This is a genomic window from Tenacibaculum finnmarkense genomovar ulcerans (assembly GCF_900239495.1).
GTDB lineage: Bacteria > Bacteroidota > Bacteroidia > Flavobacteriales > Flavobacteriaceae > Polaribacter > Polaribacter ulcerans.
The window spans coordinates 136,471-154,949 of the sequence record NZ_OENE01000007.1; the positions used below are offsets into that span (position 1 = coordinate 136,471).

An 18,479-nucleotide genomic window follows, 5' to 3' on the forward strand; every position below is an offset into this window, starting at 1 on the left:
TTTATGCTGTCAATTTAAAATAGGCAATGATTATTTTCGTTTAAAATAGCCTAATAATTTTTTCACGTAGCTTTGATCTACCTGAATATTAATAGTTCCTGCACCGCTTTTCTTAAAAGAGGATTCAAAATAATTGGCTAATTGCAAGGCGTTTTCTTTGTATTGATTTCGAACCGATTTGGCGCTTGTATTTACTAAAAATGTTTCGCCAGTTTCAGCATCGGTCATCGGTACCATTCCTAGGCTAGGAATTTCTTGCTCGTGCTTGTCAAAGATTCGAATACCCGTTACATCGTGTTTTTTACTAACTAATTTTAAGGTGTGCTGATAGGCATCGTCCATAAAATCAGAAAGCACAAAAACAATGGCTTTCTTTTTGGTGATGCTTGATAAAAACTTTAAACCTTCGGTAATATTGGTCTGTTTGCTTTTTGGTTTAAATTCAATCAATTCACGAATAATACGCAATACATGACTTTTTCCTTTTTTTGGAGGAATATAAAGTTCCATTTTATCAGAAAATAAAATCAAACCAACATTATCATTATTTTTGGTAGCCGAAAAAGCCAATGTCGCGGCAATTTCGGTAATGGTATCTTTTTTAAATTGATTAGAAGTACCAAAAAATTCCGAACCAGAAATATCAACAAGTAACATCATGGTTAGCTCTCGTTCTTCTTCAAAAACTTTAATATGAGCTTCATTATAACGCGCGGTTACATTCCAATCAATCGCTCTAATATCATCACCATATTGATATTGGCGTACTTCAGAAAAAGTCATACCACGCCCTTTAAAAGTAGAGTGGTATTCTCCGCCAAAAATATGGTTAGACAACCTGCGTGTCTTTATTTCTATTTTACGAACTTTTTTTAGTAATTCTTTGGTGTCCATATTTTTTATTAAGGCACTTGTACTTCATTAATTATAGCATCAATAATATCCATAGAGGTAATATTTTCAGCTTCTGCTTCATAGGTAATTCCAACTCTGTGACGTAATACATCGTGTACAATTGCACGAACATCTTCAGGAATTACATAGCCTCTTTGTTTAATAAAAGCGTAACATTTTGCAGCTTTTGCTAAGTTAATACTTCCACGAGGCGAAGCTCCAAAGCTAATTAAGGGTTTTAATCTTTCTAAATTATATTTTTCAGGATAACGAGTTGCAAAAATAATATCTAAAATATATTTTTCAATTTTTTCATCCATATAAACCTCGTTTGCAACCTTACGAGCTCTTAAAATATCATCTACAGAAATTACAGGATTTACCGTACCAAAACTTCCGTTTAAATTTTGACGCATAATAATTTGTTCGTCTTCAATTTTTGGATAATCAATAACTGTTTTTAACATAAAACGGTCAATCTGAGCTTCAGGAAGTGTATAAGTTCCTTCTTGTTCTACCGGATTTTGCGTTGCCATTACTAAAAATGGTTCTTGTAACTTAAAAGTTTCATCACCAATAGTAATTTGACGTTCTTGCATTGCTTCTAATAATGCAGATTGTACTTTAGCAGGCGCACGGTTAATTTCATCAGCTAAAACAAAATTGGCAAAAATAGGTCCTTTTTTAATGGTAAACTCATTTTGTTTTACGTTGTAAATCATGGTTCCTACAATATCGGCAGGTAATAAATCGGGCGTAAACTGAATACGACTAAAACTACCTTGTACCGCTTTTGATAAAGTATTAATAGCAAGTGTTTTTGCCAAACCAGGCACTCCTTCTAATAAAATATGCCCGTTACCAAGAAGCCCAATAAGTAAGCGTTCAATCATATGTTTTTGCCCAACAATGACTTTATTCATTTCATTGGTTAAAATAGCAACAAAAGCACTTTCTTTTTCGACTTTTTCATTAATAGCTCTTACATCTACATCCATAGTAATTGAAATATTATTATAATTTATGAAACAAAGCTACAATAATAAGGAAATAATAGCTGTTAAAATATGGTTAAAGCTAAAAACTATACTGCCATTATACTATTGATACAATAATGATTATAAAATTAATTTTTTATAGTTATTTTTAGTTAAATAGGTTATTATTGTGAAAAAATTAACTTTTTTAAGAAAAATAATAAAACTATGTTAAACCACCATTTAAGAACACGGAAAACACAAATTATCAGCTGTTTTTTATTGATGACATTAACTACAATAAGCTCAATATTAGCACAAACAATTAAGGGAAAGGTAGTTGATCAAAGCGGCTCAGGAATTCCTTTTGTTAGTGTTTTAAAACAACATACTGTAAACGGAGTAAGCACTAACGAACAAGGAGACTTTTCGTTAGATGTTGAAAAAATGCCTGTTACGTTGGTTTTTTCATCCGTAGGATTTACCACATTAACCAAACAAATTACTAAAAACACCTACATAACAGTTGTTTTAAAAGAAGGAAATGTTTTAAATGAAATTATTTTAACAGGAAACCGATCAAAACCACGAACAATTTTAGATTCTGCTGTACCAATCGATAATGTTAGCGTAGGCGAATTACAAGCAACAGGGCAAACAAATATTGATAAAATGTTAATGTATGCAATACCTTCATACAATGCGAGTAGCCAAACGGTTTCAGATGGAACAGCACATTTTGACCCAGCCGATTTAAGAGGTTTAGGACCTAGTAGAACCTTGGTTTTAGTAAACGGAAAACGTAAAAACCAAAGTGCTTTAGTCTATGTAAACGATACACCTGGTAAAGGTGAAGTTGGTGTGGATATGAAAAGTATTCCAACCGCAGCGATTGAACGAGTAGAGGTATTGCGTGACGGTGCATCGGCACAATACGGGTCGGATGCTGTTGCAGGAGTTATCAATATTATTTTAAAGAAAAACATCGATTTTACACAGGTAAATGTTACTTCAGGAATTACTAGCCAAGGCGATGGAGCAAATGTTTCGGCATCAGCGAATCATACGCTTACCTTTGGTGAAGGAGGTTTTTTAAATGCCTCTCTTGACTTGAGTTATCAAGATAAAACAAACAGAGCTGGCGAGCCATCAAAGGATGATTTATTTGGCGTAGATAATCAATGGACAAAAGACAATCCTGCTTTAGGAATGACTATCGGACAGGCAGAAATGAAAAAAGCGGCAATTTTTTTAAATGCTGAATATCCTTTAGATGAAAACACCAAATTATATGCTTTTGGAGGTTTTAACGCTAGGCAAGGAACAAGTTTTGCATTGTATCGTCCGCCATATTGGATTACCAACGATTTTGGTTTATTAACACCAAAAGGAAAAATATACAGCGGTTTTCAACCTACCTTTGAAACAGGAATTCAAGATGTTTTAGTTACCGCAGGAAGTAAATTTATGTTAGGCGAATTCAATGCCGATGCAAGTGCTAGTTACGGTAAAAATTCTGTAGATTACACTATCGGAAATACCATTAATGTTGATTTAGGAGCGAAAAGCCCTACTTCTTTTGATGCAGGAGCCTATGCTTTTAGCAATATTATTGGAAACTTTGATCTAAGTCGTTCTTTTGGAGCTGTAAGTATTGGTTTCGGATTTGAAGGTCGTCAAGAACAATTTGATGTTATTAAAGGAGAAGAAGCTTCTTATTATAAAAGTGGTGCACAATCTTTTCCAGGATTACAACCAAGCAATGCTTTAAGTAAAACAAGAACAAATATCGGCGGATACACCACATTAGATTGGGATATTACTGATAATTTTTTAATAGGAGGAGCTGCTCGTTATGAAGAATATTCAGATTTTGGCGGAAACACTTCTTGGAAAATTAATTCAAGATATAAATTAGGATCTGCAACAGTTTTACGAGCATCTTACGGAACAGGATTTAGAGCGCCCTCATTACACCAAGTATATTTAAGTAATGTACAAACCTTAATTTCTGATGGAAAAATTTCAAATCAAGGAACATTTAACAATGTAAGTTCGGTAATTAAAGGATTAGGCGTTGCCTCTTTATTTGCAGAAACATCTAAAAGTATTTCGGCAGGTTTAACGGTAAAAGCATCGAATGATTTTACAATTTCGTTAGATTATTACAATGTTAAAGTAGCCGATAGAGTTGTTTTTTCAGGAGAAATTGGTGGGAAAGATGACAACGGAATGCCAAATGCAGCCGTGCAAAAAGTATTAGATGAAAATAAGGTAACGAGTATCAAATTTTTTATCAATGCGGCATCTACGAAAACTTCAGGTTTTGATTACACCATGCGTTATAAAAACATTGATTTTGCTTCAGGAAAACTAGCCTTAAATTTAGCTTTAAACGTGAATAAAACCAAGTTAGAAGGCGAGGTAAAAACGCCTACTAAATTATCAAATTATAAAAACGCTATTTTTAATAGAAAGGAGCAGTCAAGAATTATTAGCGCCCGACCAAATACCAAAATTTCTTTTGGTACAAATTATAAACGCGATAAATTTAATGCCAATATAAACAACACTTATTTTGGCGAAGTAATTTGGCAACATGCTTCGGATGATCAAAAAGATCAAACCTTTGGCGGTAAAGTTTTAACCGATATATCTTTAGGATATGAACTTTCAGAGCTAATTTCATTTACAGCACAAGTGAATAATTTATTCAATGTGTACCCAGATACTATTGATACAAAAGGCGATGTAGTAACCGATTTAGGTGGTCGTTTTAAATATCCTTGGGAGGTAAATCAGTTTGGCTTTAGTGGAACAATTTTTAAAGCAGGCGTAACTTTTAAATTTTAAAACGTATTTAAATTAAGATTTTATATATATGTAAAAAGCACCTTTTTTAAAGGTGCTTTTTTTATAATTTATGATATTTTTATGTATATTCTTTTAACGATAGTGTATCGTTTTCAAAAACAGCATAAGTAAAATATTTCACCCAATCACCGGTATTTATATAAATGCTTTTTTCTTCGGATGCTTTTTTAGATACATCAATTTCTAACGGAAGATGTCTATGCCCAAAAATAAAATAATCGTAGTGTTTTGTTTCAAGCTTACGCTTGCAATATTGCACTAGCCATTCTTTATCTTCTCCTAAAAATTTGGCATCATCATCGCCAGAAATCATTTTATTTTTAACCGACATATATTGCCCAATACGAACGCCAATATCAGGATGCAACCATTTAAACATAAATTTAAACATCGGAAAAGTAAATACTTTTTTCATTCGTTTGTAGCCTTTGTCGTGAGGTCCTAAACCATCGCCATGCCCTATAAAAACTGTTTTTTGGTTGATCTTAAAAACTTGTGGTTTATGATATACAGGAATATTTAATTCTTTTTCAAAATAATCGACCATCCATAAATCATGATTTCCTACAAAGAAATAAATAGGAATTCCGCTGTCTTTAATTTCGGCAAGTTTCCCTAAAATACGTACAAATCCTTTGGGAACTACGGTTTTATATTCAAACCAGAAATCAAATAAATCGCCTAATAAAAAAATAGCTTCAGCATCGTCTTTTACTTGGTTTAGCCAACCTAGAAATTTTTGTTCTCTTAGGAAACTTTTTTCGGCTGTTGGCGCACCTAAATGCTGATCGGAAGCAAAATAGATTTTTTTATTTGGAGTAGTCGTAATTGTAATCAAAGGTGTAATTTTTGGTAAAAATAACTAATTTGAGGTACTTTTGTTGAATAAAATGATTAATAAATAACGCTTTAACATCAGTAGAATATCATGAAAATAAATCCTTTTGACGATACTTATTTTATGAAAAAAGCTTTAGAACAGGCTCAAACAGCTTTCGATAAAGGCGAGGTTCCTGTGGGTGCTGTTATTGTTTTTAAAGATAAAATAATTGCCCGAGCGCATAATTTAACCGAAATGTTAACCGATGTAACAGCGCATGCAGAAATGCAGGCTTTTACGGCTGCGTCTGATTTTTTAGGCGGAAAATATTTAAAAGAATGTATTTTGTATGTTACTTTAGAGCCTTGTCAGATGTGTGCGGGTGCAAGTTATTGGGCACAAATCGGGAAAATTGTGTACGGCGCTAGTGAGCCGAAATTAGGTTTTTCTGTGTTACAAACCAAGTTGCATCCTAAAACTAAAGTTATATCGGGGGTTTTAGAGGAGGAATGTGGTTTTTTATTGAAGAAATTTTTTGCTGAAAAACGAAATTTGAATTAGTGGGTTGAGACGCGAATTTCACGGATTTTCGCTGATTTTTTTGAGGTTTTGATTTCGTGATTTATTTTGAGACGCGAATTTCACGGATTTTCGCTGATTTTTTTGAGGTTTTGATTTCGCTGATTTATTTTGAGACGCGAATTTCACGGATTTTCGCTGATTTTTTTGAGGTTTTGATTTCGCTGATTTATTTTGAGACGCGAATTTCACGGATTTTCGCTAATTTTTTTGAGGTTCGCATCTTTATTTGCCGTATTTCTCCTGTTGATGCGATGCTGAAATAAATTCAGCATGACGTTTATTTGCTTTGAAGTAACTATTTCCTAGCCCCGATTGAAGCATTTGTTTGAGCTCTTTTTTTGATTTTTCTTCAAAAAAAAGCGAGTGCGGAAAGCGGGAAATAGCTTCAAATATTAAAATAAACTTTGCTGTTTACAATCACTTTCATGTTCTAGAAGCCATTTTTTACGCCATAAACCGCCTGCGTAGCCTGTTAATGAACCGTCTGAACCGATAACTCGATGACAAGGAATTATAATCGGAATGGGGTTTTTTCCGTTTGCCGATGCTACGGCTCGTATTGCTTTTATGTTTCCTAATTGCTTTGATTGCTGTAAATAAGTGGTGCTTTTTCCGAATGGAATATTTAATAATTCTGCCCAAACTTTTTGTTGAAAATCTGTTCCTTGAGGATTTAATTTTAAATCGAAAGTTGTTCGTGTTCCTGAAAAATATTCGGATAATTGGGTAACACAATTTTGTAAACAAATCGGGATTTCAGTTGAAGAATTAATTTGTTCATCTACAACTGAAACCGATTGAATTCCGTTTTGGTTGCCAACAATTTTGGCAGTTCCTATGGGAGTTTTGTAATAGGTGGTTTGTAAATTAGACACTAAAAATATCTTTAGAATTTTGTGTGGTAATTGCTGATATTTCATCAAAAGTTAATCCGTAAATATCAACTAATTTATCTACAACATTGGTTAAATAAGCGCTTTCGTTGCGTTTTCCTCGGTAAGGTGTTGGTGCTAAATAGGGTGAATCGGTTTCTAAAACAATATCTTTTATATCGATTTCATTTAAAAACTTATCGATTTTACCCTTTTTAAAAGTGGCAACTCCGCCAATTCCTAATTTCATATTATATGAAATTGCTTGTTTTGCCTGCTCTAAAGTTCCTGTGAAACAATGAAAAATCCCGAATAAATCAGCGCCTTTTTCGGCTTCTAATACTTCAAATACTTCATCAAAAGCATCTCGGCAATGAATTACAATGGGTAACTTTTTTTCTTTTGCCCACTGAATTTGTGTTCTAAAGGCTTCTTGTTGTTGGGTTACAAAGGTTTTATCCCAATATAAATCAATCCCAATTTCACCGATGGCATAAAAAGGACGTTTGTCAATCCATTTTTTTACGTGTGCTAGTTCTTCTTTATAGTTTTCTTTGACATAAGTCGGATGTAAACCCATCATTAAAAAAACATCGTTCGGGAAGTTTTTTTCTAAATCGAACATTCTTTCTGTGGATGAACTGTCAATTGCTGGGATAAAAAAACGAGAAACGCCCGCATCTTTTGCACGTTGTATCATTTCAGTTCTGTCTTGGTCAAATTCTTCGGAATATAAATGGGTGTGTGTATCGGTAATCATTTATGTATATTTACAATTAGCAAAACCACAAAAGTACGAGAAATGGCAAGTTTGAAGAAGGTATTAAAGAAAAAGAAGTATTCAAAAATAAAACTCCGCAAAAAGGAAACACATCACTTAGAGTTAACTGCAAAAATAAACGGTATAAAAGGAACGTTTATTTTAGATACAGGTGCTTCAAATTCGTGTGTTGGTTTAGATTTGGTGAATCGTTTTAAATTGGTATCGCAAGAAAGCGAAGTCAAAGCAGCAGGAGCAGGGGCAATTGATATGGAAACTCGAGTGTCAAAAAATAATGTATTGAAAATAGGGAAGTGGAAAACTACAAAATCTAACTTGGTTTTATTTGATTTGGTACACGTAAATACGGCGTTAATTCAGCACGATGCTACAGAGGTTGATGGTATTATCGGGGCTGATATTTTAGAGAGTGGCAAGGCTTTGATTGATTATGATAAAGGTGTTTTATATCTGAAGAAAATCAACGAAAAGAGGCTCAAAAAACTAGCTGAAAAAGCTGCGAAAAAACAGCAAAAAATAGCCCGAAAAATAGCAAAGAAAATAGCCCGTAAAAATGAAGGTAATTTATCAAAAGTGCCTTTTTAAATAAGCTAAAAAATCTCACAACGTTATGTTGTGAGATTTTCTATAAAATATTTTATCCGAAGATATAAATATTAGGCTAATACTTCTTTAATTCTTCTGACTGCCTCACGTAATTGTAATTCCGAAGCCGCATACGACATACGAATACAAGCAGGCGCACCAAAAGCTTCACCAGTTACGGTTGCTACATTTGCTTCTTCTAATAATAACATAGAAAAATCACTTGCATTGTTAATTTCATGTCCTTTAATTGTTTTTCCGAAGAAAGAAGATACATCAGGAAAAACATAAAATGCTCCTTCAGGAATATTTAATTTAAAACCTTCAATTTCTGAAAATAAACTTAAAACTAAATCTCTACGAGTTTTAAATTCATCAACCATATATTTAATTTTACTAGGCTCTGCTAAAACAGCCGTAATTGCAGCACGTTGTGCAATACAGTTTGTTCCTGAAGTAATTTGCCCTTGCATTTTTGTACACGCTTTAGCAATCCATTGTGGCGCACCGATAAAACCAATTCTCCAACCTGTCATCGCAAATGCTTTCGCTAATCCGTTTACGGTAATAGTACGGTCGTACATATTTTCGATAGCTGCAAAACTAAAATGTTTTGTTCCGTAGTTGATATGTTCGTAAATTTCGTCCGATAAAATATAAATATTTGGGTGATTTTCTAATACTTTCGCCAATGCTCTGTATTCTGCCTCGGTATAAATAGTTCCACTTGGATTATTTGGCGAGTTAAAGAAAATCATTTTTGTTTTAGGCGTAATTGCTGCTTCTAATTGTGCTGGTGTAATTTTAAAATCGGTATCAATAGAAGAAGGGATTTCAACAAATTTAGCCTCACATAAAGTGGCAATTGCTGAGTAGCTTACCCAATAAGGCGCTGGTAATAAAACCTCATCGCCTGGGTTTAATAACACCTGTGCAATATTTGCAATCGATTGTTTTGCTCCTGTTGAAACGACAATCTGATTTGGCGTATAGGTTACGTTATTATCACGCTTAAATTTGGTGCAAATAGCTTCTTTTAATTCGACATAACCATCCACAGGTGTGTATGAATTATAATCTTGATTAATTGCTTCGATCGCGGCATCTTTAATAAAATCGGGCGTATTAAAGTCAGGTTCTCCTAAGCTTAAACTGATAATATCTTTACCTGCGGCTTTTAATTCTCTTGCTTTAGCAGCCATCGCCAAGGTTTGAGATATTGGTAAACTGTTAATTCTGTTTGATAATGCGTTTGACATTGATTATATTATTAAGGTGCATTTTGTTAAAATGCGTGTTGTTAAAATGCGTATTATTTTAAGCTGCATGAGGTTTTTCACCCAAACTTCCTAATTGTTTAAAGTGCTCAATAAAAGCTCTTGTCATTGTTTTGTATTCGTTGTATGGCAAGTCAAATTCAGCGGCAGTTTCCTTGACTATTTTTGCTATTTTATTATAATGAACATGCGAAATATGTGGAAAAATATGGTGTTCTACCTGATGATTTAATCCACCAGTATAAAAATTAACCAACCAGTTTGTAGGTGCAAAATTAGAGGTGGTATATAATTGATGAACTGCCCAGGTATGTTCTAAATTTCCGTCTTTATCAGGCAATGGCATTTCTGTTTTTGGAACTACGTGTGCTAATTGAAAAACAACGCTTAAAATCATCCCTGCGGTATAGTGCATTACAAAAAAACCTAGTAAAACTTTCCACCAAACAATGTTTAAAACCAATAATGGCAATGCAATCCATAATGAATAATAAACAATTTTAGAAATTACTAATTTTGTCCATTCTACCTTCGGATTAGGGAATTTACCATAGGATAACTTACGTTTTAAATAACTACTCATTTGTTTTACATCGGTAGTAATAGCCCAGTTAATGGTTAATAATCCGTATAAAAATATTGAATAAAATTTTTGAAATTGATGTACAGGCAACCATTTTGAATGCTTCGAAAAACGGATAATTCTACCAGCGTCAATATCTTCATCATGTCCTTTAATATTGGTAAAAGTATGGTGCAATACATTGTGTTGAACTTTCCAGTTATAGACATTTCCTGCTAAAATATAAATACTGCTTCCCATTAATTTATTCAGCCAGTTTTTGCTTGAAAAAGAATCGTGGTTGGCATCGTGCATTACGTTCATACCAACACCTGCCATACCAATTCCTGTAATAACGGTAAGTAAAAGCATTGTTGATTCGGGCATTGGCACGGTTAATATTAAAGCAAAAGGAACTAAGAAAGTAGCAAACATAATAATTGCTTTACTATACAATTTCCAGTTACCCGTACGCTTAATATTGTTTTCTTTAAAATAGGTATTTACCTTTTTATTTAGCGTTCGAAAGAACTTTACATTGTTTGTTCGTGAGAAGTTTATAGTCTTCATTGTGTTGTGTATTATATATAGCAAAAATAAACGTTTTTACCCTATATTATTGATTACAAACCACTTTTTAACAAGAAAGATATCTTTTGTTAGATAAATGCGTATTCCCGATTAGTTTTTTACTTTTGCACTGAAAAATATATTCAATCACAATATCAATGGAACTTATAAAAAAATACTTTACCGACTTAACGGAAACACAATTAGCACAGTTTTCAAAATTACAAGAACTATATGAAGATTGGAATTTAAAAATTAACGTAGTTTCTCGTAAAGATATTGATGAATTGTATTTACGTCATGTATTACATTCTTTAGGAATAGCAAAAGTGATGCAATTTAAACCAGGTTCTAAGGTTATGGATGTTGGTACAGGTGGAGGTTTTCCAGGGATTCCATTGGCAATTTTATTTCCAGAAACCCAGTTTCATTTGGTAGATTCTATCGGAAAAAAAATTAAAGTAGTCAATGAAGTAGTGGCAGGCTTAGGTTTAGAAAACGTAAAAACCACCAACGGACGTGTTGAAGAGGTAAAAGATACCTACGATTTTATTGTAAGTAGAGCGGTAGCTCAAATGGAAACATTTGTAGGATGGACAAAAGGAAAAATCTCTAAAAAGCAGAATCACGATTTAAAAAACGGAATTTTATATTTAAAAGGAGGCGATTTATCGGAAGAATTAGAAAAATATACCTCAGCAACGATTTATGATTTACCAGATTTCTTTGAAGAAGATTTCTATGAAACCAAAAAAGTAGTGCATTTAGGGATGAAATTTAAGGCGTAATTTTATATAATTAGCTGTTTTCCTATAATTCAGTATTTATTTAAAAACGTTGTCAATTCGAGTGATTTTAATGACTAAAAGGAATTAAAATTGTATCGAGAATTTATATTTTATTTTTCTTTATTTTGAAGATAAAAAAGTTCTCGATACAATTTTTTGAAGAAAAAAATTACTCGAACTGACCGTTTTTTACAATTATTAAAGACTTAACAACATCCCGAATTAGGCGCACAGCTTGTTTGTTCTTGAATTTCCGCTAATTTTACTTTTGGTTTTTCACTAATTTTAGTTGCTTTTGCATCAGGAATACCACATTTATCTTTATCTAAGCAATCGGTTAGCGTGCTTGTTAATAAAAAGTGAGTTCCATCAAAATCTAGCCCATATTTACCAATTGTTGTTCCTTGATATTCCACTTCAATATCTAAATCGGCAATATGTAGTACTTTTTCAGAAAGCGCAATAATGCTCATTAATTTTTCAGGATGCAATCGGTGGTCATAATCATCGGCTTCCCATAATTGAAAGTTTACAAGCTCTTCGGTTCTTACTGTTCCGCCACAATCGATAAAGTTTTTGGTAACTCTTCCGACTTCTGTTACGTGAAAATGACTCGGTACTAATTCGCCATTTGGTAATTTAAAACTGATGTTTTTTAAGCTTGATAAATGTTTTTTAATTTCTGATAATTTCATGATTTTTTTTATTTTAAAATAAGTGAATCGTTTTATTATAATGAGAGATTAATATAATTTTTTTGAAGCTATTTCCCGCTTTCCGCACTCGCTCTTTTTTTTGAAGGAAAAAAAAGGAGCTCAAACAATTGCTACAATCGGGGCTAGAAAAAATAGTGCTAGCTTTAGAGTTTTACAGTCTTTAAAAGAGCATTTACACCTGCTTGTGCTACTTTAAAATCATTTTCTACCGTGCTACCGCTTACGCCAATAGCGCCAATAAGTACGCCGTCGGGATTTTTTATAGGGATTCCTCCAGCAAAGGTAATCATGCCATTATTAGAGTGTTCGATATTGTATAAAGGTTGCCCAGGTTGCGATAACTTACCTAGAATATCGGTGTTTTTACCAAACAAAGCGGCTGTTTTTGCTTTTTTCATGGCAATATCAATAGGTCCTAAAAAAGCACCATCCATACGTTCGAAAGCGACTAAGTTTGCGCCTGCATCTACTACAGAAATACTCATTTTTGTATTTAATTGTGTCGCTTTTACTGTTGCAGTAGCAAGTACTTTTTTTGCTTGGCTTAAGGTAATATTCATAGGATTAAATTTTTTAGATGCTGATTTAGACGCTAATTTCACGAATTTTCACGAATTTTTTTTAGATGCTGATTTAGACGCTGATTTCACGGATTTTTGCTGATTTTATTTAGATGCTGGTTTAGACGCTGATTTCACGGATTTTCACGAATTTTTATTTAGACGCTGATTTCACTGATTTTTGCTGATTTTATTTAGATGCTAATTTAACGGATTTTCGTTGATAAAAATTAAATAAAATTGGCTAATTATTTATTTTGAAATAGGTTCGAATCCTAGCCCCGATTGTAGCGATTGTTTGAGCTCTTTTTTATTTTTTCTTTTCAAAAAATAAAAAAAGCGAGTGCGGAAAGCGGGAGATTGCTTCAAAAAATTTTTCTTATTAATTTTAATGTTTTGCATAAAAAAAAGCCTTTTCAAACAGGTTGAAAAGGCTTTTAAATTCTAAAAATAGAAATTTTATATAAGGTTTTAATACCAGCGTTTTTTCTTCTTTTTAGAAGCTTCAGACTTACGTCCTTTTTTATTGGTGCTAATCGTATTTGGTTGCTTTATATGTTTTGGTTTTACCAATAAAAACGGGTGATCTTCAATAATTTTTATCGGGCGTTTTAAAACCTCTTGAATGCTTTTAATATAGCTAGTTTCATCGGCTCCACAGAATGAAAATGCAATTCCCGCTTTTCCTGCTCTACCAGTTCTACCGATTCGGTGTACATAAGTTTCAGGAACATTTGGAATATCTACATTAATTACAGCATCAATTTTATGAATGTCAATACCACGAGCGGCAACATCGGTAGCGATTAGAATATTCGCTTTGTTGCTTTTAAAATCGTCAATGGCTTGGTTACGTAAAATTTGGGTTTTATCGCCGTGAATACTCGTTACGTTATAGCCGTTTTTAATAAGGGTTTGCTCTAATTTATCAACGCCAAATTTGGTGCGTCTGAAGATAAGAATACGCCCTTGTATAGTGTTTTTTAGTAAATATAAACACAAATCTACTTTGTGTTTTTTAGGCGTGTAATATAATAATTGCCCAATTTTATTAACGGTGTTATCGGTAGGGATAACGTTAACAATTGTTGGCTTATACAACATTTGTTTTGCTAAATCGCTTACTTTTTCGGGCATGGTAGCCGAGCATAAAAGTGTTTGTTTTTTGCGAGGACAAAGTGCTTCAATCTTTTTTACATCATGGATAAAACCCATGTCTAACATTAAATCGGCTTCGTCTAAAACAAAGGTTTTTAAGCTGGTTAAATCAACAGATCCTTGTTCGTGTAAATCGATTAAACGCCCTGGTGTTGCTACTAAAACATCAATTCCTTTTGCTAAAGTTTCTTTTTGTGCTTTGGTTGATATTCCCCCGTAAACAACTCCTGCTAGTATGTTTGTGTGTGCTGCGTAGGTGCTAAAACTTTCTTGAATTTGTATTGCCAGTTCTCTGGTTGGGCTTACTACTAAAGCTTTTATTTTTTTAGGGCCTCTTTCAGGAACAAGGGCTAGTTCTTGCGCTAAATTATGGATAATTGGCAATGCAAAAGCCGCTGTTTTACCCGATCCTGTTTGCGATCCAACAATTACATCTTTTTTATCTAGTACTAACGGAATTACTTTCTGTTGTACTAAGGTTGCTGTGTGATATTTTTGTTCACTAAGTGCTTTTAAAATATCGGTATTAAGATGTAAGTCTGTAAACTTCATTGATTATTTTTTTTGCAAAGATACTGTAATTCAAACTTACATGAAATTTATAAGTTTGGTTGGGAGGTTATTTTAAAACACTCATAAATTCACCAACAATATTCATGTTGTTGGCATTCTCTTGATCGATAATTATATCTTTATAAGAAGGGTTATAAGAGTTGGGTTTTAAAACGATTTGGGTATGTTCCCAGTCTTGTTCTGTTACATTTTTTTGACTTGCATATGTTTTTACTGTAAATGCGGAATTAAAATCAGTGTCTTGAATGTCATGGTTTTCTATTAATAAAATTTTACCTGATCGCGAACCTCCTGAATATTTTTTAAAAATACAGATTGAACCATTAGGTATTCTTTTATTCATTGATTCACCAATAATTTTACAAGCAAAATAATCGGTATTTAAGGCATATTTTTCAGGGACTTCAATTTTAGAAAATGTTTTTTCTGATTGTAATTCACTGAAATTTCCTGCTGCGGCATAAAAATCATATAGTGGAATGGTCCATTTTTCTTTTTCGACGATAGCTTCTTTTACAAGTTCTAACTTATTTTCCTTTGGTTTAGTACTCATTGTGATATAATGATAAAGGTTTTCAGGAACGGTGTTTTCTAAATTAAATCTAATTTTAACTACCGAAACATTTTTACCACTATCATTTTTCAAGGCAGTTTGCTCTACTTTTTCTTTATTAGGATGCACATCTCCCATATAATAAAATTCTTTACTTTCATCGTTACTTTTTTTAATAAATAAGGGTAGTCTAATAGCGCCATTATTTCCTAATATTGACTGAACATCTTTACTCTCTAATTTTCTATTAGATTTAGACATCCAATTAAACTCTTTATTATTTACAAATTCATCTTCGTATTTAGTAGATTCAGAAATATCTTCTTCTTTATCATAATTTACAAAAATGGGACAATGTTTATAATCAGGACTCACCAAATACCCGCCTACATTTTGTGCAACTGGATTTTCTTTGACATTTAAAATCCTAAAAACATCTTTTCTAGAGTATTTTTGATACAAAATAAATCCATCTTTCCAATTTTCTAATTGAAATTTTTCCTTGAATTTAAATATAGAATACTCTAAAGAATCTATCAAATATTCTTTAAAACATGACTCTTTTAAATTTTTTATAAACGGATTTGCTAAAAGAATTACTTTTCCATTTACAGTTATGATTTCTAGGTCATAAATTTCTTTTACGCTAATAAGTTTTTTGTTCTTCTTTTCGCGGGTAAATTCAAAATTAAGGTTTGAAATTGTTGAAGTTATCGTTTGCTCACTAATTTCAAATTTATAATTTTGATAAATTATTTTCTTTAAATTTTCAAAAGTTAATTCTCCTAAGGTAATAAGTTCTTTTAATAGAATACATTCTGTTATTCTTTTTGCATTATTGATTTCCTTTGAAAATAACTCTAAAAGCTTTACTAATTTAGGGTTCAAAACAGCCTTAAAATCTTCATCTACTTTTGCTGTAAAATTATAGTACGATTTAGAATATTCTACAAATAAATAAGGGTCTCTAGCTTCATTGTTCAAAAAATCAACCATCATAGGTATGCGACCTAATCGGTATTTTAATAATCGATAATCCTTTTTCAAATCTGAAAGAACCTTCATGTTTGCTGAATCTATTGATTTGAATATTTTATCCTTAGATATTTCATCAAAATTAATAGTAGAAGAACCGGCTAACATTTTACTTCCTTCTGATATTAATTTTCTTAGGGTATCTTTATTGTAGGAAGTGTCTCCGTAAAGAGCTACAGGAATTAAATAATTATTTTTATGATTTCCAATAAAATCAACAACAGTTAAGTAATCTTTACCGGTAGTTTTTCTTAATCCTCTACCTAATTGTTGCACAAAAATAATGGCAGAATCAGTCGGTCGAATCATTAAAATTTGATTGATTTTTGGAATATCTATTCCTTCATTAAATATATCAACAGTAAAAATATAATCAATTTTTTCGTTAATATTATCAGATTCTAATAAGCGAATTGCCTCTGCTCTTTCTTGTTCCGAATTACTTCCCGACAACGCAATTGTTTTAAAACCTTTTTCATTAAATTTAATAGATAGGTTATTCGCTTCTTCATTTCTTGCGCAAAAAACCAAGCCTCTAGTTATTCCATTATCACTTCCGTATAATTTTGCATTTTCTATGATCTTTTTAACTCTTTCATCGGTATTTAAAAGATTAAAATCGTTGGTGTTTTCAAGAATTTCGTTGTTTACTTTTAAATCTGTAATTCCATAATAATGAAAAGGGCTTAACATGCCTTCTTCCATTGCTTTGTTCAATCGTATTTCATAGGCAATATTATGGTCAAATGAGCTGAAAATATCATTTCCATCTGTACGTTCAGGAGTTGCAGTCATTCCTAATAAAAATTTAGGATTGAAATATTCCATTAAACGCAAATAAGAGGTAGCACCCGAACGATGCGATTCATCTATAATTATATAATCAAAATGATCTTTTTCAAATTCGGATAAGTGGTCTTCTCTTGAAATAGTTTGTATTGTTGAAAAAATAAAATCGGCATCTAATTCTCTTTTATTACCAGAATATAAACCGAAGGTTTTTGTGTTCTTAAATATTTTTTTAAAAGTTTCAAGTGCTTTTTTAGCAATATTTAAACGATGAACAACAAATAATAATTTTTTAGGCTTAAATTCTAGTACGTCAAAGGCCGCTAAGTAGGTTTTTCCAGTACCTGTTGCCGAAATTATAAGTGCTTTATTTTTTTTATCTAATCGTATTTTTTTTAAGTTTTCTAAAGCCTCAAACTGCATGGTGTTCGGTGTAATAGTCGCTTGTTTTCCAATTTCAGGGTAATTAAATTTAGATAACCTATTTTTATTATAAATAACTTCATATTCAGCTATATATTCTTTACTAACATGGGTTGCTTGTAAAAAATCAGCTTCGAATTCTAAAAGAACATTATTTGCAATTTCGCTAGCGTGTAAGCCTGAAACTTTTAAATTCCACTCTTTATTTGTTGTTAGTGCAGCGGCTGTCCAATTACTACTTCCAATAATTATATTATAATAATCGTTAGTTTTAAAAATGTAGCCTTTAGAGTGAGAATTGTTTTTGGTTGCTATTTTTAATTCTATATTTTTAAAAAGTAATAGCTTTTTAAGCGCTTCTGGCTGTGTAAAATTTAAATATTGAGAAACTAATACCTTCCCTTTTACACCCTTTTGCTCTAGTTTTAAAAGTGTATTTAATAATACAGCGATACCGCTAGTAGTTACAAATGCTACAGAAATATAAAATTCTTCACAAAAATTTAGCTCTTGAAGAAGTGTTGAAAGTACTTTTTCTTTCGGTATTTTTTTGTTTACTAATAATTTAGGTCGGTATAAAGTATTTGACACCGTTTTTTTATCTATAAAACCAGTATCTAAACTTTTTTTAAAGTTGTTTGTAAAAAAATTATTCATCATTCATTAGTTTTTTTACAATAGGTAAATCAGCGGCGGCCCAATCAAGATTACTTAATTTTTCTTTTGATAACCATTGACCAGATATATGTTCGTTTAATGTAATATCCGTAGAATTTACTTTGCAGATAAAACTGTGCATTGTTAATTCAAAATCGGGATATGTATGATTAACAGTAAGGTATAAATTATTTATTTCTGGCGTTATATTTAATTCCTCTATCAGTTCTCTTTTAAGAGCTTCTTTCTTTGTTTCACCAGCTTCAATTTTACCTCCTGGAAATTCAAATTTATTAGAAATATAGGCTAATTTATTTTCTCCTCTTTGTGCGCAGAATATTAAATCATTATGGATTATTATCGCAGCAACAACTTCTACTTTTTTCATTTTTTTTCACTTGTATTTAAGGCTAGCTAAGTTAGCTTAAAAAAC

Annotated in this window: 16 protein-coding genes; 4 read left to right on the plus strand and 12 right to left on the minus strand. The window is 32.0% G+C overall.

All coding sequences use genetic code 11. From position 1 onward, the window contains the following. Positions 1-30: 30 nt before the first annotated feature. Together DPIF8902391_RS03080 and DPIF8902391_RS03085 are read right to left on the minus strand one after the other, a co-directional pair. The gene (locus tag DPIF8902391_RS03080) at positions 31-894 is read right to left on the minus strand and encodes a DUF58 domain-containing protein (protein WP_058886108.1); all 864 of its coding nucleotides are present in this window, start codon (positions 892-894) and stop codon (positions 31-33) included. A gap of 8 nt (positions 895-902) precedes the next feature. Continuing rightward, positions 903-1,892, minus strand: a complete 990-nt coding sequence (locus DPIF8902391_RS03085; protein WP_058886107.1) for an AAA family ATPase — start codon at positions 1,890-1,892, stop codon at positions 903-905. A gap of 264 nt (positions 1,893-2,156) precedes the next feature. Here DPIF8902391_RS03085 and DPIF8902391_RS03090 point away from each other — a divergent pair, with 264 nt between their 5' ends. Next, positions 2,157-4,724, plus strand: a complete 2,568-nt coding sequence (locus DPIF8902391_RS03090) for a TonB-dependent receptor (protein ID WP_172505011.1) — start codon at positions 2,157-2,159, stop codon at positions 4,722-4,724. Between the two features lie 79 nt (positions 4,725-4,803). Here the strand turns inward: DPIF8902391_RS03090 and DPIF8902391_RS03095 are convergent, their stop codons facing one another. Continuing rightward, positions 4,804-5,583, minus strand: a complete 780-nt coding sequence (locus tag DPIF8902391_RS03095) for a UDP-2,3-diacylglucosamine diphosphatase (RefSeq protein ID WP_172505012.1) — start codon at positions 5,581-5,583, stop codon at positions 4,804-4,806. Positions 5,584-5,673: 90 nt separating this feature from the next. Between DPIF8902391_RS03095 and DPIF8902391_RS03100 the strand changes: the two genes are divergently transcribed. Beyond that, positions 5,674-6,126: a nucleoside deaminase gene (locus DPIF8902391_RS03100; protein ID WP_058886105.1), complete on the plus strand. Its 453-nt coding sequence runs from the start codon at positions 5,674-5,676 to the stop codon at positions 6,124-6,126. Between the two features lie 413 nt (positions 6,127-6,539). Here DPIF8902391_RS03100 and DPIF8902391_RS03105 read toward each other — a convergent pair whose 3' ends face one another. After that, on the minus strand, positions 6,540-7,022 hold the full coding sequence (locus tag DPIF8902391_RS03105) for a methylated-DNA--[protein]-cysteine S-methyltransferase (protein WP_394810784.1): 483 nt from the start codon (positions 7,020-7,022) through the stop codon (positions 6,540-6,542). Then, entirely contained in the window at positions 7,015-7,779 is a 765-nt protein-coding gene (locus tag DPIF8902391_RS03110; protein ID WP_172505014.1) for a TatD family hydrolase, read from the minus strand. Before DPIF8902391_RS03110 ends, DPIF8902391_RS03105 begins: the two co-directional genes overlap by 8 nt. Before the next feature lie 42 nt (positions 7,780-7,821). Here DPIF8902391_RS03110 and DPIF8902391_RS03115 point away from each other — a divergent pair, with 42 nt between their 5' ends. Then, on the plus strand, positions 7,822-8,385 hold the full coding sequence (locus DPIF8902391_RS03115; protein WP_172505015.1) for a retropepsin-like aspartic protease: 564 nt from the start codon (positions 7,822-7,824) through the stop codon (positions 8,383-8,385). A gap of 71 nt (positions 8,386-8,456) precedes the next feature. On the opposite strand, the gene DPIF8902391_RS03120 is transcribed toward DPIF8902391_RS03115, so the two are convergent. After that, a complete protein-coding gene (locus DPIF8902391_RS03120) occupies positions 8,457-9,644 on the minus strand; it encodes a pyridoxal phosphate-dependent aminotransferase (protein WP_172505016.1) in 1,188 nt (395 codons plus the stop codon). Positions 9,645-9,702: 58 nt separating this feature from the next. Then, positions 9,703-10,794 (minus strand): fatty acid desaturase family protein, encoded by a 1,092-nt coding sequence (locus tag DPIF8902391_RS03125; protein ID WP_172505017.1) that lies wholly within the window; start codon positions 10,792-10,794, stop codon positions 9,703-9,705. Positions 10,795-10,952: 158 nt separating this feature from the next. On the opposite strand from DPIF8902391_RS03125, the gene rsmG reads away from it, so the two are divergent. Then, positions 10,953-11,582, plus strand: coding sequence for a 16S rRNA (guanine(527)-N(7))-methyltransferase RsmG (gene rsmG / locus DPIF8902391_RS03130; RefSeq protein WP_058886100.1), 630 nt, complete (start codon positions 10,953-10,955; stop codon positions 11,580-11,582). 206 nt (positions 11,583-11,788) lie between these two features. Here the strand turns inward: rsmG and DPIF8902391_RS03135 are convergent, their stop codons facing one another. The 5 genes from DPIF8902391_RS03135 to DPIF8902391_RS03155 form a co-directional block, all read right to left on the minus strand. After that, the gene (locus DPIF8902391_RS03135; RefSeq protein ID WP_172505018.1) at positions 11,789-12,277 is read right to left on the minus strand and encodes a DUF6428 family protein; all 489 of its coding nucleotides are present in this window, start codon (positions 12,275-12,277) and stop codon (positions 11,789-11,791) included. A 164-nt stretch (positions 12,278-12,441) separates the two neighbouring features. After that, a complete protein-coding gene (locus tag DPIF8902391_RS03140; RefSeq protein ID WP_058886098.1) occupies positions 12,442-12,858 on the minus strand; it encodes a GlcG/HbpS family heme-binding protein in 417 nt (138 codons plus the stop codon). Between the two features lie 471 nt (positions 12,859-13,329). Further along, positions 13,330-14,568: a DEAD/DEAH box helicase gene (locus tag DPIF8902391_RS03145; protein WP_172505019.1), complete on the minus strand. Its 1,239-nt coding sequence runs from the start codon at positions 14,566-14,568 to the stop codon at positions 13,330-13,332. 67 nt (positions 14,569-14,635) lie between these two features. After that, the gene (locus DPIF8902391_RS03150) at positions 14,636-18,049 is read right to left on the minus strand and encodes a DUF3427 domain-containing protein (RefSeq protein WP_239720158.1); all 3,414 of its coding nucleotides are present in this window, start codon (positions 18,047-18,049) and stop codon (positions 14,636-14,638) included. Next, positions 18,039-18,434 carry a (deoxy)nucleoside triphosphate pyrophosphohydrolase gene (locus DPIF8902391_RS03155; protein ID WP_172505020.1) on the minus strand — a complete coding sequence of 132 codons (396 nt, stop codon included), beginning with the start codon at positions 18,432-18,434 and terminating at the stop codon, positions 18,039-18,041. Before DPIF8902391_RS03155 ends, DPIF8902391_RS03150 begins: the two co-directional genes overlap by 11 nt. Positions 18,435-18,479: the final 45 nt, after the last annotated feature.

What these genes read in the sequence shown, in the direction of transcription:
- DPIF8902391_RS03145 (WP_172505019.1), bottom strand. Translation starts at nt 14,568, where the DNA reads ATGAAGTTTACAGACTTACATCTTAATACCGATATTTTAAAAGCACTT.
- DPIF8902391_RS03090 (WP_172505011.1), top strand. Translation starts at nt 2,157, where the DNA reads ATGACATTAACTACAATAAGCTCAATATTAGCACAAACAATTAAGGGA.
- DPIF8902391_RS03140 (WP_058886098.1), bottom strand. Translation starts at nt 12,858, where the DNA reads ATGAATATTACCTTAAGCCAAGCAAAAAAAGTACTTGCTACTGCAACA.
- DPIF8902391_RS03125 (WP_172505017.1), bottom strand. Translation starts at nt 10,794, where the DNA reads ATGAAGACTATAAACTTCTCACGAACAAACAATGTAAAGTTCTTTCGA.
- DPIF8902391_RS03120 (WP_172505016.1), bottom strand. Translation starts at nt 9,644, where the DNA reads ATGTCAAACGCATTATCAAACAGAATTAACAGTTTACCAATATCTCAA.
- DPIF8902391_RS03115 (WP_172505015.1), top strand. Translation starts at nt 7,822, where the DNA reads ATGGCAAGTTTGAAGAAGGTATTAAAGAAAAAGAAGTATTCAAAAATA.
- DPIF8902391_RS03100 (WP_058886105.1), top strand. Translation starts at nt 5,674, where the DNA reads ATGAAAATAAATCCTTTTGACGATACTTATTTTATGAAAAAAGCTTTA.
- DPIF8902391_RS03150 (WP_239720158.1), bottom strand. Translation starts at nt 18,049, where the DNA reads ATGATGAATAATTTTTTTACAAACAACTTTAAAAAAAGTTTAGATACT.
- DPIF8902391_RS03085 (WP_058886107.1), bottom strand. Translation starts at nt 1,892, where the DNA reads ATGGATGTAGATGTAAGAGCTATTAATGAAAAAGTCGAAAAAGAAAGT.
- rsmG (WP_058886100.1), top strand. Translation starts at nt 10,953, where the DNA reads ATGGAACTTATAAAAAAATACTTTACCGACTTAACGGAAACACAATTA.
- DPIF8902391_RS03155 (WP_172505020.1), bottom strand. Translation starts at nt 18,434, where the DNA reads ATGAAAAAAGTAGAAGTTGTTGCTGCGATAATAATCCATAATGATTTA.
- DPIF8902391_RS03110 (WP_172505014.1), bottom strand. Translation starts at nt 7,779, where the DNA reads ATGATTACCGATACACACACCCATTTATATTCCGAAGAATTTGACCAA.
- DPIF8902391_RS03080 (WP_058886108.1), bottom strand. Translation starts at nt 894, where the DNA reads ATGGACACCAAAGAATTACTAAAAAAAGTTCGTAAAATAGAAATAAAG.
- DPIF8902391_RS03135 (WP_172505018.1), bottom strand. Translation starts at nt 12,277, where the DNA reads ATGAAATTATCAGAAATTAAAAAACATTTATCAAGCTTAAAAAACATC.